The following is a 15,056-nucleotide window of genomic DNA, read 5'->3' as shown; positions in this document are numbered from 1 at the left end:
TTATTTTTTTTCCGGCATCAGGACCATCCTGATGTAATTCTTATCCTGAATAAAAGCAGCTGCAGCTTGCTGAACAGATTTCAGGGTAATTTTATTCAATGCCGCATCGTAGTCAAAAAACTGAGTCAGGGCCGCTTTATTCATTTCCTGACCAATGAGGTAGTTCAACCAGAAATCATTGTTTGTTGATCCGGTTTGCAACCCAACCTTACGGGCTGCTTTAAATTTCTGCAGGTTTTCGGCAGAAGGGCCGTTCGCTCTCATTTTATTGACTTCATCCTGTGCCGAAGCAATGAGCTTTTCTACATTCTGCGGGGCGCAATCAAAAGAGATCGTCAAGCTAAACCTGCTTTTCAGGTACTTGGTTAAGCTCATCTGTACATTAGGTGTATAAGTGCCGCCTTCCTCATTGCGAAGCCGCTGGTTCATGCTGATGTTCAGGGCATCAGTAAAGGCATTCATGTTGATGGTATTTTCGAAATTGTAATTGAAATCACCTGAATAGACCAGCATTACACTTGCCTTTTTCGTAGCACCACTATAGACTGTTTTGGCCATACGACCCGGAGGAATATTAATACCCAAATCCCGGGCCTGTTCCTTCCTTCCCTTAGCCGGTAGAGCACCAAGGTATTTTTCCAGCAAAGGTTTGATGGTTTTTTCGTCTATATTTCCGACAAAAACAAAGGTAAAGCCTGAAGCATCCGCAAACCGTTCCTGGTAAATCTTCAAGGCTTTATCCAGGTTGATCGATGCAATTTTAGCGCTGCTTTGCGGTGTTCTTCTGATATGGTGATTTGACAACAGCAGTCCCACTGAATCTGCAAATACCTGAGCGGGGTCATTCGTTTTATTCGCGAAGGCTTCCCTCGTTCGGTCAATCAGCGTCTGATAAGCTTCATCGCTCTTACGTGGTTCCGTAAAATAGGCATAAACAAGTTCCAGTGCAGCAGGCAAGTCTTCACTGGTGGTACTGCCAGTAAAGCCCTGATAATTATCTATGATGAAGGGCGTGACTTCTGCCTGTTTACCGGCAAGCAATTTACCCAGCTGCAGCGCATCGTAATTTCCGGCACCGCCGGCAGCAACGATACTTGCCGCATTCACCGCACTCTGGTAATCTGCGTCGGAAGATAAAGATGCTCCGCCTTCCGCAAATGCTTTAAAAAGAACCTGGTTGTTTTGAAAATCTGTTTTCTTCAGGATTACCTTTACACCGTTACTGAGCGTCATTTTTTGTAAACCTCCAGGATTTATCGCCTCCACAGCGGTAATCTTTCCGGCTTTTGGTTCGTTTTTGAGCAAAGGCAGCGTCAGGACATCATCCACATAAGGAGGAAGCGTTTGGGCATAGACATTTTCAATCCAGCTCATTATCGTTGCTTCCGCAGGCAAAAAGGCTTTATTAGCTGCTGAGGATTTCACGACGATATCCCTGTCCGTTTTTTTCAGATAGGTTTTCATCTGTTCATTCATCTCCTTTAAACTGATATCCGGAAGCAGCTCATTGGTCAATTCATAGTCTTTGACGATACCCGGTACAGCCTGTCCGGTCAGGAAATGTTCTAAGTAAGGTTTGATCAGGATTTCTGAAGCGGTTTTATCCTTTTCCTTCAGGGATTCAGACAGCCTGAGTAAATGACTTTTCTTTACCCGCTCCAGCTCTGCTTCTGTAAAACCCTGTTCTTCTATTTTACGGAGTTCAAGCCATACACTTTTCAAAGCAGGCTCGGTTTCAGCTGGTTTTGTTGTGATGTTCACATAAAAGGAATTTAACCCACCTGTTATTGGCGCAATGCCCACAATGGGCAATTGCCTGAACCTGGCAGCCAACATTTGCCGGAAGAGATTTTTCAACAAACCTGCACGATAATCTGCCGCTGTAACCACTGTATCTGCTTTTTGCTTCATACTGATTTCTAAGGAAATGCCACCCAATTCAGGATCTATAAATTGCATGTACTGATTTTTGCCGGTTAATTCTGCGCGATAAACCGTACGTTCTTTTTCCTTCTCCGGGTTTTTCAGGTCAGAGAATCTGGTCTTGATGTCTTTCTCCATCTGGTCCACATCAACGTCGCCGACGACCAGAATGGCTTGCAGGTTTGGACGGTACCATTCCTTATAGAAGCTACGGATCTCTTCCGGCGTTACTTTCAGCAGTACTTCTTCTGTGCCGATCGGTAAACGGGAACCATAGCGCGACTGATTGGTATAAAGCGGAATACTTCGCTCCTGAAAACGTTGTGAGAGCCCCTGGCGAACACGTTTTTCTTCCAGGATCACCCTGCGCTCCCGCTCCACATCTTCCGCTTCAATATTGGCATCCTGCGCCCAGTCGCGCATCATCTGCAAACCATTGTTCAACAACTCCGGACGATCTGATGGCAAAGGCAGCTGGTATATGGTTTCATCAGGTAGTGTAGTGGCATTGATGTCTGCACCGAAACGTACACCGGATTTCTCCAGGTAATCAGACAGGGCCTTTTTTGGAAAGTGTTTTGTTCCGTTAAAGCTCATGTGCTCTATAAAATGAGCGATCCCTCTCTGCTGATCGGTTTCCAGAATCGAGCCTGCTTTGATGGCGAGGTACATCATTACCCGTTTTTCCGGCGTCTTATTTTTTCGGATGTAATAGGTAAAACCGTTCGGTAGTTTCCCCGTACGTACCTGCGGATCCAGGAGCAGTGGTTGTGTATCCAGCTGGGTTTTACAAGCTAGTGGAATGCTTAGTGCTGCAAGGAAAAGCAATCTTAAAGATTTATATTTAAGTACCATGTTAATTGTGAATGAGTTGAGGTGTTAATGGATCATTTGCTTTGATGATGTCGACGATCTTTTCATTTTCAATGATGATCATTCCCTGTCTGTCGCTGGTAATTCCACTTGTAAGGGTATATGGGTAAGTTGGCAGGCCATCTTTCATTATGGTAGGCAGGAAAGAGAACTGCAGGTTCCGGCATGCTTTACCTAAGGCTTCCCCTACTTCGATGATGTGGGTAGAAATGACAAAGAAACTGTTCCTGTTTTCGGCAAAGGCTTTTGTCACTGCGAGCGTCGCGTCGTAAGCATCTTTGACATTGGTTCCTTTAAACAGCTCATCAAACAATACGTATAGGTTAAGTGACTCGTTAACCGCCTGTGCTACCGTTTTAGTACGCAATACTTCTGCATAAAAATGGCTGTAGCCCATATCCAGGTTATCCGAAACGTTGATGGATGAAAATAAGCCATCCTTCACCGAAAACTCCATTCTTTTTGCGGCGATCGGAAAACCCATATGTGCCAGGTAAACGGCAATGCCCATGGATTTCATAAAGGTGGATTTACCAGCCATATTGGCTCCCGTTAAAAACAACACGTTACGGTCCCTGGTTAAATGCAGGTTATTGCTCACCCCTCTTTTTAAACCCGGGTGACGGAATCCTTCCATATCCAGTATCATCTGTTCTGCAGGTAACGCTTTAGCATATACAAAGCCCTCTCCGGCCGCTACTGCTGCTACGCCAACAAATACATCCAGTTCGTAGATCAGTTTCAACAGCGTTTCCATTTCACTGATCATCGCATGGCGAATCACATAGTCGTTGCGGATCAGCTGCATCAGGGAAAGCTGTTCTTCCGGAGCATTCAAAATCTGCTCAAGTCGGCTGTCCTGAATGATCTTTGTAGCAGTATCCAGTTGCTTTTGATAAACGGATAACTGCTCTTTCCCTGACAATTCCTTAAAGAAGTCGCGAAAAGCCTGCAATACCTCAATTGTGACCGATTGTCCGGCCTGCAATTGCAGCAATTCCGCATTATGAAACAGGGCTTGTTTGAACTTCTTCGCAAAGATGCCCCAGGCTACTGCGGGCAAAGCCGCTCCTGCACCGCCCGCCAGGTAATCTTCCATGGATTCAACCTGTGAGCGGATGACTGGAAAGGTTACCCTGTGTTGCTGAAAAAAGGCGAATATTGAACTTCTTTGATTGATCTGTTCCGGTGTATTCAATGGCCGTGTAAACATCCCTTCCAGTTCTTTTTCCCCACCCCGGGTTTGCAGGTGGTTAAACAAGCTGTATATCGATTGCTGTTTGAATTTACCCTGAAGGTTTAAATCTTCCACCGTTTGTTTATCCGCAGTGAAGGTATTCTGGATTTTCTTAGCCTGTTTTTCATGACTGATCAGCTCGAGGACGCCTTCGTTATTGATGATGATCATCCCATGGCGGTCGTCGGTAATGCCTTCGGTAAGCGTATAAGTATATACTGGCTTGCCATTTTCCATACGTGTAGGCAGGTAGCGGAAAATCATATTGCGGCATCTTTGCTGTAATACTTCACCCGCCTCCATGATATGGGTGGAGATCACAAACAGCGAATGTGGTTTACCCGCAAAGGCCTCCATGATAGAAATTGTGCCTTCATAAGCATCCTTCACATTGGTACCCCGGAACAGTTCATCAAATACGACAAACAGGTTTTTGCCTGCGCCAAGCTCTACGGCTACCTTTTTTACCCTCAGTACTTCCGCATAGAAATGGCTGGCACCCATGGCCAGGTTATCCGGTAAATTGATGGTCGTATACATGCCATCGCATACGGAGAACTCCAGATGTCTGGCCGCTATCGGGAAACCCAGGTGCGCCAGGTACATGGCAATACTCAGGGACTTCATGAAGGTTGATTTACCACCCATATTGGCTCCGGTCAGGAACACAATATTGCTGTCCGGTGTCATCTCTAAGGAATTGGCTACCGGCTTATGCAACAAGGGATGGTATACCCCTTCCAGTTGCAAACGGTTGGCATCACGTTTCAATGCCCTTGCAAATTGGTATCCACGTTCTTCGGCCACCTTCGCGATGGAACAATAAACATCCAGTTGATAAATGTGCTGTAATATTTTTTCGAGCAGGGCCCGCTGCTGGAACCTCAGGATATTGTCGTACTCTACAATTTTACCCGAAGAGATTTTACCTTTCCCATGATCGGCAAAAATGAGTTCCAGTTCCCTGGAATTTAGTAAAGCCAATACTTTTGTTACCTCTGCGGCGTAAGGATTGTCTGCTACTTTGGCCTGAAGGTCCTGCATAAAGACTTTTAGTCCCTGCAAAATCTCCATCAGCGCCATGACGCTTTGTGTGGCCGCTTTGAAATCAGCCATACTAAATCCCTGATTGGATAGGCGGCTGCGGGGATCGGTATTAGCAAGGTACCTTTCTGCCTCCTCAAAGCGGTTTCCCTGTAAAGGAAACTCCATTTTACTTTCCCTGAAATACTTCAATATTGCCACGCGTTCATTGATAGCTTCTTCGTCCGAAAGCGGATTCCGGAACAGCTCGTCCAGCAAAGCAGCAGCACCCTGCGTATACGTTTTATTAAAAATATGATAGATTGAATCGCTTCCTGATTTGGCGAAGATATTCAGATCATCGATCGTTTGTTTGTCGGTTATAAAGCTCATAATTATTTACGTTTTCTTCGGGCCAGCAAGACCCAGCCCATTAGCAGAATTGCACCGGGAATGACCCCATAATACCCTATCTTTAAAGTTCTCAGGCCAGCATCGCTCAGTTCCAGTTTATTGTCAATGGACTCAATTTTGGTCATATCTATGGGGAATTGTTCGTTGGCAAACCACTTAAAAAGACTGAGTGCAAAAACATTATTTGCCGTTGCCATATTGCCTCTGACCAGTTCTTTATTACTCATAAAGTCTGCATCTCCGGAAACTATAATCCGTTGTTCTTTTTGGTTCAGTTTCCGGGTCAGCATCAGCGTTGCCGGGAAAGCACCTTGCTGATCGCCATTCTTCGCATCAAACACAAGCGCAGCCGAATCCAGCACAAAGGTTCCGCTCTTGATCCAGCTCTTTTTAGCGTCGGTTACCAATACCGGCCGGACCTCAAAAATGCCTTTGTTTGCTGCATTCAATGCAGCAGCTCCGGGCATGGATACGATAGATTTGTCCTCATAAGGTACTTTTAGTAAAGGGCTCATGTCTACTGCTGCTTGCGTGAATCCTGGTGTCACAATTCCATAAGAGTAATCTCTGCTACGCTGAACAAGCGTTCCGTTTAACATGTTTATTCCCAGTAAGTTTAACAGTGGGTTCATTACTATCTGTTTACCTGGTTCTCCGGCAATTAACAGGTTTCCACCCGCTTCAATATATTTTTGAAGCCTTGCCAGTGCAGTTGAACTGAAGGCTACTTTCGGATCTCCTATGACCAGTGTGGCAATCCCATTTGGGATCTCTTCATTTTCTATGGAAACACTGTCGATATCAAATCCCAGATTGATCAGGGACTCCCTTGAAGGTTTGACATTGAAAAACTGCTTATAATCTTTATCGCCCACCTTATCGACGTTTCGCTGATAACCATCTGTAGCAAAAACAATTTTAGGCGGGGTGACCAGGAGCCTTTTTAATGCCGCTGCAGTTTCTGCTTCTTTGGCCCAGAATCCACCGTCGAAAAAAGTGCGTAAAAAAGTCTTCTTCCCTTTGTATTTTAACTGGATCACCAGACGCTCATCTTCTCCGCTCAGGTCTGCCTGCTTGCGGATTTCTTCCGGTGTCAAAAAGTCTGCGGTATCCACTTCCAGTGCTTTTGCCCTTTCTGCAAAAGCTTTAGCGTCGAAGCTGCTGTTGTAATAAACCCAGTTCAATTTGATATTGGATTTAAAGCGCAGGTAAGGCTCCCATCGCGCAATGGCAGGAATACGGTTTACAGGAGCGCCATGTTCATATGACTGGTCCATGATATTAATGTATTCCGTCATTTCGACAGGCTCATCCCCCATTTGTTTCAGTATGTCCTGAGTTGCTTTGACAATGGTATTCGCTTTATTTGCCGTTGCATCGTAATAAGCAATCATGGGCTGCCGGGAGCTGACATAAGCTATTGCAAGGCCAGAGGTTAACACAAGACCATACCTTAACGCCTGTTGTGCGATAGACTGTGATGCCCTGGCCAGTTCAAGCCTGACAATGGTAAAACCAAGGAAGATACCAGAGATCACCAGGTAATAAATGACATCTCTGCTCGTCAGTAAGCCTTCAACCATACGTTCTGCGCGACTTGGCATGGAAAGACTAAAGGTCAGGTCGCGGACGAAATCCAGACCTTGTCCAAACTTCCCGATATAATTCATGAATGCCAGTACGGCAAAAGTGCCAATCGCTGCGATCACCTGGTAAGTGGTTAAACTTGACATGAAGATTCCGATCGCCGAGTAAGCACTCATTAAGAGAAAGGAAGCCAACAGCGCGACCAGTACATAGGGGTAATCAAAATGCTGTACAAATAAGGCACCAACAAGGATAAAAAGCCCCATTAAAGCCACAATCACGAGGTTATAGCAAATCATTGCCAAAAACTTCCCATACACCATCTGGCTTAGTTTTACCGGTGAAGAATAAAGCAGCCTGATGGTTCCGGTATTCATTTCCCTGCTGATGATCCCCATTGTGATTAATGGTGTATATAGGTATAAACTGCCCAACATCGTCCGAAATATGCCAACCGGAATGGTATCGCTACCAATCCTGGTGGTGAACAATCTTTCCGTGATGCCTGTAATCGGGATAAACTCCTGCAGGTACTGTATTTCTGCGATGGAGGACATAAAGGCCAATGCCATCTGCATAAATAAAACCAGGATCAGCAACCATGCAATCGGGGAATAAAATAGCAGACTGAGTTCCAGCCTGGCTATCTGTCTAATTTTTTTCATGGGCTGTTTAGTTAGCGATTTTGGACAATTGGGCAAATGTTTCATCCAGGGAGTTTTTCTCCATGCTCAGTTCGCGCAGGCGCCAGCCCTGCTTTGCACTTTCCATCACTACAGTTTCAGAAATACTGCGGTCACCGTTAAAATAGATCCGTAATTGTTTTTCCGTGAGGGATTCTATCCTGACCACACCTTCTATCGCCATAAGGTCTTCAGCCGCAGGAGCATTTTCCAGGATCACCAGCATGCTGTGTGGAGCGATGTAATTGTCGAATGCTTCCATGGTATCCGCAAATACGATCCTGCCGCTTTCGATCATGACGATATCTTTGCAGAGGTATTGTACTTCGGTCAGGATATGCGTAGAGAGAATCACCGCCCGTTCTGTGGCAATGTCTTTGATCAGCGCGCGTACTTCAAGGATCTGGTTGGGATCCAGGCCATTTGTAGGCTCATCAAAAACCACCAATTTCGGATGATGAACAATGGCCTGGGCGATGCCGACCCTTTGTTTATAACCGCCGGATAAATTCTTGATCAGCCTTTTACTGATGTGGGTAAGGCCACAACGTTCCTTTACTTCATCCAGTGCGGATTTCAATTGTGTCTTTTCTATTGAACGTAAAATCGCCGCATGCCTCAGGTATTCATCTACCGTCAGGTCCATGTATAAAGGTGGCGTTTGTGGCAAAAAGCCGATTTCCTGTTTGGCCAGTTCCGGCGCTTTACTCAGGTCAATGCCGTTGATGATGACCTTTCCCGCTGTGGGTGTCAGCACGCCGCAAAGGATATTCATCGTAGTAGATTTGCCCGCCCCATTCGAGCCTAAGAGGCCTACAATCCCACTTTTTGGAATTTCGATATTGATGTCACGGATAGCCCAGCTGGTACTATAACGGTGTGAAAGCCCGCTGATACGAACGATTGGTTCCATAGTATTTATTGAATTTGATAAGTTGTTGTAAGTTGGTTTAACCGTCATCTCCAGGCAAAGGGATTCCTGTTCCCGCAATTTCTGCAGGTGTTCATCGCCGGATTTCGCCGGGGGTGACGGTTGTGTTTTCTAAAAATTAATAGCCCGGATTTTGAATCAGATTTTGGTTCGCAATAATTTCTGTTCTCGGAATTGGGTAAAGTAGCTGATAGTCGCCATTCCATGGCTGCTTGATTGGAACTGCAGAGAGGACATCATGTGCCCTTCCCGTTCTTTTCAGGTCAAAAAACCGGTGGCCCCATTCTGCAAAAAGTTCTATTTCCTTTTCATGTTCGATAGCGAGAATGACCTCCGGTTTGGAAAGTGTTGCCGGCAGGTCGTCCAGTCCGGCACGATGGCGGATCACATTCAGGTCGGCTATGGCCAGATTCAAAGATTGATTGGCCAATGCCTGCGCTTCTGCACGGATCAGGTATTGCTCGGCCAGCCTCATCACCATATAGTACTCAGTCATTACCCCTTCCCGGGCATTATAGGTACCTACTTTGTACTTGTAGGGATAATAAACTTCTTTACCGGCAGCTGTTTCGTTCCAGGTCCAGGCTGTTTTGCGCTGGTCATTCGTTTCAAAATCATTTTTCAATTCGTCTGACATATGGAAAAAGGGACGATTGTTTGGAATCGTTGCTTTGTTCCCCACCAGCGTATACCCCTCAGGTGTAGCTTTTCCATTGGCGGGAAGGTCACCTTGTTGTAATTGCCAGATCGCCTCCTGGCTATTTTTCAAAAAGACCTCATTTAAGTTTGCAGGCAATTGGAATAATGCAGCCTGAGCGATCACTTCGCTTGCCTGAACAGCAGCATTAGCATAATCCCCCGTGTACAGATAAACCCTGGCCAGCAAAGCTGTGGCTGCCCATTTGGTCGGTAAAATTCTTTCGCCGGCCGCAGCTGAAAAATTATCCGGCAGCAGGTTTTTTGCCTCCTGAAGGTCTTTGATCATTTGCGCATAAACCTCCGCCTTAGGCGTCTTTTTCATGTTCACCGTCTTATTGAAATCGATGGTAAGGGCCATCGGAACCTCTCCAAAAAAATTGACCAGGTAGAAATAAGAAAATGCGCGGATAAATTTTGCTTCGCCCGTCAGTCTTTTCCTGACCTCGTCGTGTAGCTTTTCAGAAACTGAAGCTTCAATACCTTCTATCACTGCATTGGCACCATAAACCGCATCATAAGCGGTGACCCAGATCTTTGTTGACGAGCCATTATCTGCCAGTAGCCGGTTGGTATTGAACAGGTAATCAGTGCTTCCGGTAGAAAAACTAATCAGCTCATTGGCAGACATCCCTCCAAAAATGGTAGACATCCCCGTTGCAAAACCCTGCGTTCCGGTATTCCCATCAAAGGAGTTGTTGATCATGCGGGTATAAATACCAGCCATAGCAGAATTTGCCTGCGCATCGGTAGCAAATACTTTTTTTGTAGTGACCGAGCCTATCGGCTCCGGAATGCTGACCAGGTCTTTACAGGAACCCAGCATTACTGTAATCAGCATTACACCATATAATTTTAGATTTCTCTTCATGTCATTGTCAAATTAAAACTGTGCCTGAACACCAAATACTACAGCCTTTGCCGGCGGAATTGCACCAAAATTTTGTATCGTCGGATCCAGCCCTTTTCCTTTGCTCAGCACAAAAATGTTTTGTGCATTGGCATATACAGTCAAAGATTTTGCGCCCATTTTTTTAGATAATTGTTCATTGAGCTGATAGCCAAATGAGATGTTATTCATCCTTAGAAAAGAAGCATCCCGGTATTGGCCGTCAGAAGCAAAGAAGTTGTTCGTGCTTGGATCTCCTGCTATTGTGGTTGGCCTGGGATACAAAGAATGATCGCCGGGTTTCTTCCAATAGTTACCAAATATGTCAGCAGACTGGTTGTTCATACTGCCCAACAAGCTTCCAGCGCTGTAATCCGGATTGATACCGATTTGTTGTCTGTATTCAAAAAGGGCACTAATGCTGAAATTGTTATAAGTAAAAGAAGTCCCAAAACCACCGGCAAATTTAGGCGTGGTATCAATGTTTATATAACGATCGTCTGTTCCGGTACCGGGCATCCCGGTATTGTCGAAGAAAACACCACCGTCTTTATTGTAGTCGTCAAAGGTGTATTTTCCTGTTTGTGGATCTATTCCTGTATAATGTAAAACATATACTGAATTGAGCGATTTGCCTACTGTAAAAAGACTGGCATATGGGGTAAGTTCTATTCCCGGATAACTGGCCAGTATATTGGTATTCCGGCCGCCGTTAAAGCTCAGGTTCCATTTTATCTTATCCGTTTTAATGGCTTCGATGTCCAGCGCAAATTCCCAACCTTTATTTTCCAGCAAAGCCGGCCAGTTGGCCACAACGCTTTTGAAGCCGCTATAAAGTGGTGTTGGGTACTCCGTAAGCTGATTGCCTATCCGTTCGCGATATCGGGAGATCTGCAGGTTAACCCGGTCCTCCCAAAAACCCAGATTTACGGCAACTTCCAGTTTCTTTGCCACCTGCCATCTGTAATCCGGATTTACGGCCAATAAGCTAACCAACGGCGTAACCCCGTTATAATTGGGTAGCGGTAAGGAACCTGCCTGATTATTTGCCCATTGGGTGAGGTATTTATAATCACCAACTGCATCGCTGCCGGTTAGGCCATAGCTTCCTCTTAGTTTAAGAAAACTGATCATAGAAGGAAGATGGTCTTTAATCCAGGTCTCTTTAGACAAGACCCATGCTGCCCCGAGAGAACCAAAATTACCAAACTGTTTTCCAGGGCCAAAGCGCGATGATCCATCTCTTCTTCCATTGATATTGATGATGTATTTATCCTTCAGGTTATAACTCAGACGGCCAAACACCGCTGCATATTTATAATGGCCAATGTTTTCATAATTCAGTTTAAAAGGTGCAAGTGCGATGGACTCCAGAAAGTCGTCGGTCGGATAGTTAAGTCCATAAACTCCTGACGTCCTGGTGCCGTCCTTTTGTAAACTACTGCCCAATAATGCACTGAATTCACCTCCAAATAAATTAACGTTGTAATTTAGCTGGGGTTCGATAATCCAGTTGGAATTATTGGTACTTCCCGAGAAGGCGTTTGCAGTGGGATTACTGAGCGGATCCATTCCGGAAATCGGATTGTAGAAGCGATTGGTATTAAAAGTAAACGTATAGCCCAGGTTGGTAGATAAGCTCAGGTTGTTTGCCAGCTGATAACTCAGGTTCATCCCGGTTTTAACCAGATGGGTGTTGGAAAAATAGCTGGATTCCAAACCACCGAAAGGGAAATAGGCAATTCCATCCGGACTTCTGCCCCAGGCATTGTAATTCAGGCTACCGTCCGTAGCGTAAATATCCGGCGCATTGGGTGCTACAGTCACTGCGTTGGGTGTGCTCAGGGTCTTTACCGCAGAATAAGTGTACAGTACATTTGCATTTATTTTGAATTTTTGTTCCAGGGCACTGTGATTCAAACTAAGTGATACCGCCGCATTTTGGTTGTTTCCGCCATTGGAAAGAACTTCCTCTGACCTGCCATAGTTGCCCGAGATCAGGAACTGTGTTTGCTGATCTCCACCGGATAAGCTCATGGACGCATCGGTCTTTTTGCCCACATGGCCCCAAAGTTTATCTTGCCAGTCTGTATAACGTGTCTGATCGTACAACATTAAATCCGGCGCATTGGTTATTGTTGGCGTGAGGTTGTCATTTGCAAAGGCATCTCTTCTGAGCTGCAGGTACTGCTCTGTGTTGAGCATGCTGTAACGTTGTTTCACAAAACTCAATCCTTGCGAAGCATTCACTGAAAAAGTACTCGCACCGGGCTTTCCCTTTTTTGTAGTGATGAGAATTACCCCGTTCGCTCCTCTTGATCCATAGATCGCTGTTGCATCACCATCTTTCAGTACTTCGATACTTTCTATGTTACTTGTTCTCAGATTAAACAGCGGGCTCTGGCCACCTGTTGCAGAAAATCCATTCTGGACTACACCTGCTGAGCCATTGTTGTAATTGGAGCCTATACTCAATTCCATATTGCTGAGCGGAACGCCATCTATGATGTATAGCGGATCAGATACAAAATTGGGGCTGATGGCTTTTCTGCCCCTGATTTCTACCTTAACAGGACTGGCTGCATAACCATTGGTCTGTGTGACGATCATCCCCGGCACCTTTCCTGAAAGTGCCAGCAAGGGATTGTTTACCGGTTGTTGTTCCAACTCTTTGGCCGTGATGGTCACGATATTTCCTGTAGACAAACGTCGGTTGGTCTTTCCATAAGCCATGACCTGTACCTCATCCAGTTTGGAAGTACTCAGTTCCAGTTTTATGCCCAGGAGGTTGTCGGCTATCTTAACTTCCTTAGTCACATATCCCATGAAAGAGATCTGTAAAATGGCATCATCCTGAACATCTTTTAATTTGAATTGCCCCATCGCATTGGTCGTGGTACTGCGGTTGTTTCCCTTAATCGTGACCGTTGCTCCTGCCAACAGGTTGTTTTCATTGTCCAGCACAATTCCAAATACCTCTCTGCCAGAAAACACCGCAACCACCTTTTCCAGGATAGAAAGCTGCTTTTGTTTAATCACGATGATCTTATTTTCAATGGAAAAGTCCAGTTGTTGTCCTTCCAGACAAAGTTTCAGCACATCGTCTATCGCTGCATTCCTTACATTAATGTTTATTGGTTTTGCGCTTTTCAGGGTCTTCACCCCTACAAAAACATCGTATCCACTCTGTCTTCCTATTTCTTCAAGGACAGTTTCAATACTCGCGTTTGTTTTGTTGATGGTTATTTTCTGTGCAAAAGTAGCCGCACTTACCTGAGCAAGACTCAGGATCAATAATGCTGTAATTAATTTCATCACAAGAATTATATTTATTCCCCACAGCCTGTGGCCAGTCGCCATACAGCACGGAGACATACAAAAATATTTTGTAAAATTTTTATACATTTGAAATATTGGTCTGTACCGGAAATGCCCTGCTTTCAGAGGCAACAGGCAATCCGGTAATCATAAAATAATGTTAATTCGTTTTTTATGCCAATCAGGATTTAAACAGGAACGGTGCGAACGTTCCTGTTTTCTGATTTATCTGAAAGCATTTGGCTAAGGGTCTGTGTGGTTTCTTTTTCTCATGTGTTTAGGTTTTGGTTGTTGGTTGATATATAAAATAGGATTGGTTCTAATTGGGCACAACGGTTATGGTCCTTCCGTTAATTTTGAATTTCACTTTCTCTGCCCGCTCGATCATCTTTAAAACTTCAGAAACGTTTTTCTCTTTTGAGACAATCCCCCAGAAAGTCAGAGCGGAAAGTTCATTGCGGTTCCCTTCGTATACGACTTCTACATCGTACCATCTGGAAACCTGGCGCATGATACTTTCCAGGGTTTCATTATTGAACCTGAAATAGCCCGATTTCCAGGCTACTGCATCTTTAAGGTTGGCTGGCCGAACCTGCAGTTGTTGCTGGATGTTCAGTACCTCTTCGCCCGGTTTAATTACCTTTGAAAGCATGCCGTTCACCAGGCTTACTTTTACGGCACCTTCCAGAAGAGTGGTTTTCGTACTGTTTTCGTCGGTATAACTGTTGATGTTAAAGTGCGTTCCCAGTACTTCAACCTCCTGCTCCGCGGTTTTCACCACAAAGGGATGAAGCTGGTCTTTAGCGACTTCAAAATAGGCCTCGCCATTTAATTCTACACTCCGTTTTTTCAGGTTACTGAAAGTTGCCGGGTATTTTAAAGCCGATGCAGTGTTTAACCAGACCTTAGTTCCATCAGGAAGACGTACCATATAAGTTTCGCCTTTGGCGGTCGACAGTGTATTCCACTTATTTGCTGTAGCATTGGCTTCATCTCTTACTTCATAGATGAGCTGTCCGTCTTTAGTTTTTGAAATCTGAATACCTGCCTGATCTGCGAGTTTACCGATTCTGGCTTCAGACAATTCAATCTTTTCGCCATTTGCAAGGGTCAGTGTAGCGGTATTTTTTCCTTTCGAAGGGATGTCATTGGCATATACAGGAACAGTGGGATTGTTTTTATCCATGTAGAAATAGAGACCTGCTCCAAATACGATTAAAATCGCAGCAGCGGTAGCCAGCAATTTTGGCCAGAGGCGAACCTGTGGCTTTGGATAGTCAAGGTTAAGCGCAGCCCTTAGCTCATTCAGATCAGCTTGCCTGTCGGCCAGAGACAAATCTTCATGTAGAGTGCCTTCCTGATAAACCAGGTACCAGCTTTCTATAAAAGCGATCTCTTCTTCCGTACAAAGCCCGGCTTTGTATTGATCTAATAATTTTTCATAGTCTGCTGCGCGCATCATGATCCCAGATTGTTTTTTCC

General features: G+C 45.0%; 7 protein-coding genes. All 7 read right to left on the bottom strand.

The genetic code is table 11. From position 1 onward, the window contains the following. The gene (locus DBR43_RS27040) at window positions 1-2,778 is read right to left on the bottom strand and encodes a M16 family metallopeptidase (protein ID WP_124586460.1); all 2,778 of its coding nucleotides are present in this window, start codon (window positions 2,776-2,778) and stop codon (window positions 1-3) included. Between the two features lies 1 nt (window position 2,779). Next, window positions 2,780-5,449, bottom strand: a complete 2,670-nt coding sequence (locus tag DBR43_RS33350; RefSeq protein WP_233603232.1) for a MutS-related protein — start codon at window positions 5,447-5,449, stop codon at window positions 2,780-2,782. 2 nt (window positions 5,450-5,451) lie between these two features. Next, window positions 5,452-7,722, bottom strand: coding sequence for a Gldg family protein (locus tag DBR43_RS27030; RefSeq protein ID WP_124586459.1), 2,271 nt, complete (start codon window positions 7,720-7,722; stop codon window positions 5,452-5,454). Between the two features lie 7 nt (window positions 7,723-7,729). Beyond that, window positions 7,730-8,653, bottom strand: coding sequence for an ABC transporter ATP-binding protein (locus DBR43_RS27025; RefSeq protein ID WP_124586458.1), 924 nt, complete (start codon window positions 8,651-8,653; stop codon window positions 7,730-7,732). Window positions 8,654-8,789: 136 nt separating this feature from the next. After that, complete coding sequence (locus DBR43_RS27020) at window positions 8,790-10,238, bottom strand: RagB/SusD family nutrient uptake outer membrane protein (protein ID WP_124586457.1); 1,449 nt, start codon at window positions 10,236-10,238, stop codon at window positions 8,790-8,792. Window positions 10,239-10,250: 12 nt separating this feature from the next. Next, window positions 10,251-13,571, bottom strand: coding sequence for a SusC/RagA family TonB-linked outer membrane protein (locus DBR43_RS27015; protein WP_158622607.1), 3,321 nt, complete (start codon window positions 13,569-13,571; stop codon window positions 10,251-10,253). A gap of 322 nt (window positions 13,572-13,893) precedes the next feature. Further along, the gene (locus DBR43_RS27010; RefSeq protein WP_233603231.1) at window positions 13,894-15,036 is read right to left on the bottom strand and encodes a FecR family protein; all 1,143 of its coding nucleotides are present in this window, start codon (window positions 15,034-15,036) and stop codon (window positions 13,894-13,896) included. Between the last annotated feature and the right edge of the window lie 20 nt (window positions 15,037-15,056).

The organism is Pedobacter sp. KBW06, from assembly GCF_003852525.1.
GTDB lineage: Bacteria > Bacteroidota > Bacteroidia > Sphingobacteriales > Sphingobacteriaceae > Pedobacter.
Note: the sequence above shows the minus strand (reverse complement) of the source record. Positions and strands in the feature narration are given on the sequence as shown.

Coding starts and splice junctions, on each gene's coding strand:
- DBR43_RS27040 (WP_124586460.1), bottom strand. CDS start 2,778: ATGGTACTTAAATATAAATCTTTAAGATTGCTTTTCCTTGCAGCACTA.
- DBR43_RS33350 (WP_233603232.1), bottom strand. CDS start 5,449: ATGAGCTTTATAACCGACAAACAAACGATCGATGATCTGAATATCTTC.
- DBR43_RS27030 (WP_124586459.1), bottom strand. CDS start 7,722: ATGAAAAAAATTAGACAGATAGCCAGGCTGGAACTCAGTCTGCTATTT.
- DBR43_RS27025 (WP_124586458.1), bottom strand. CDS start 8,653: ATGGAACCAATCGTTCGTATCAGCGGGCTTTCACACCGTTATAGTACC.
- DBR43_RS27020 (WP_124586457.1), bottom strand. CDS start 10,238: ATGAAGAGAAATCTAAAATTATATGGTGTAATGCTGATTACAGTAATG.
- DBR43_RS27015 (WP_158622607.1), bottom strand. CDS start 13,571: ATGAAATTAATTACAGCATTATTGATCCTGAGTCTTGCTCAGGTAAGT.
- DBR43_RS27010 (WP_233603231.1), bottom strand. CDS start 15,036: ATGATGCGCGCAGCAGACTATGAAAAATTATTAGATCAATACAAAGCC.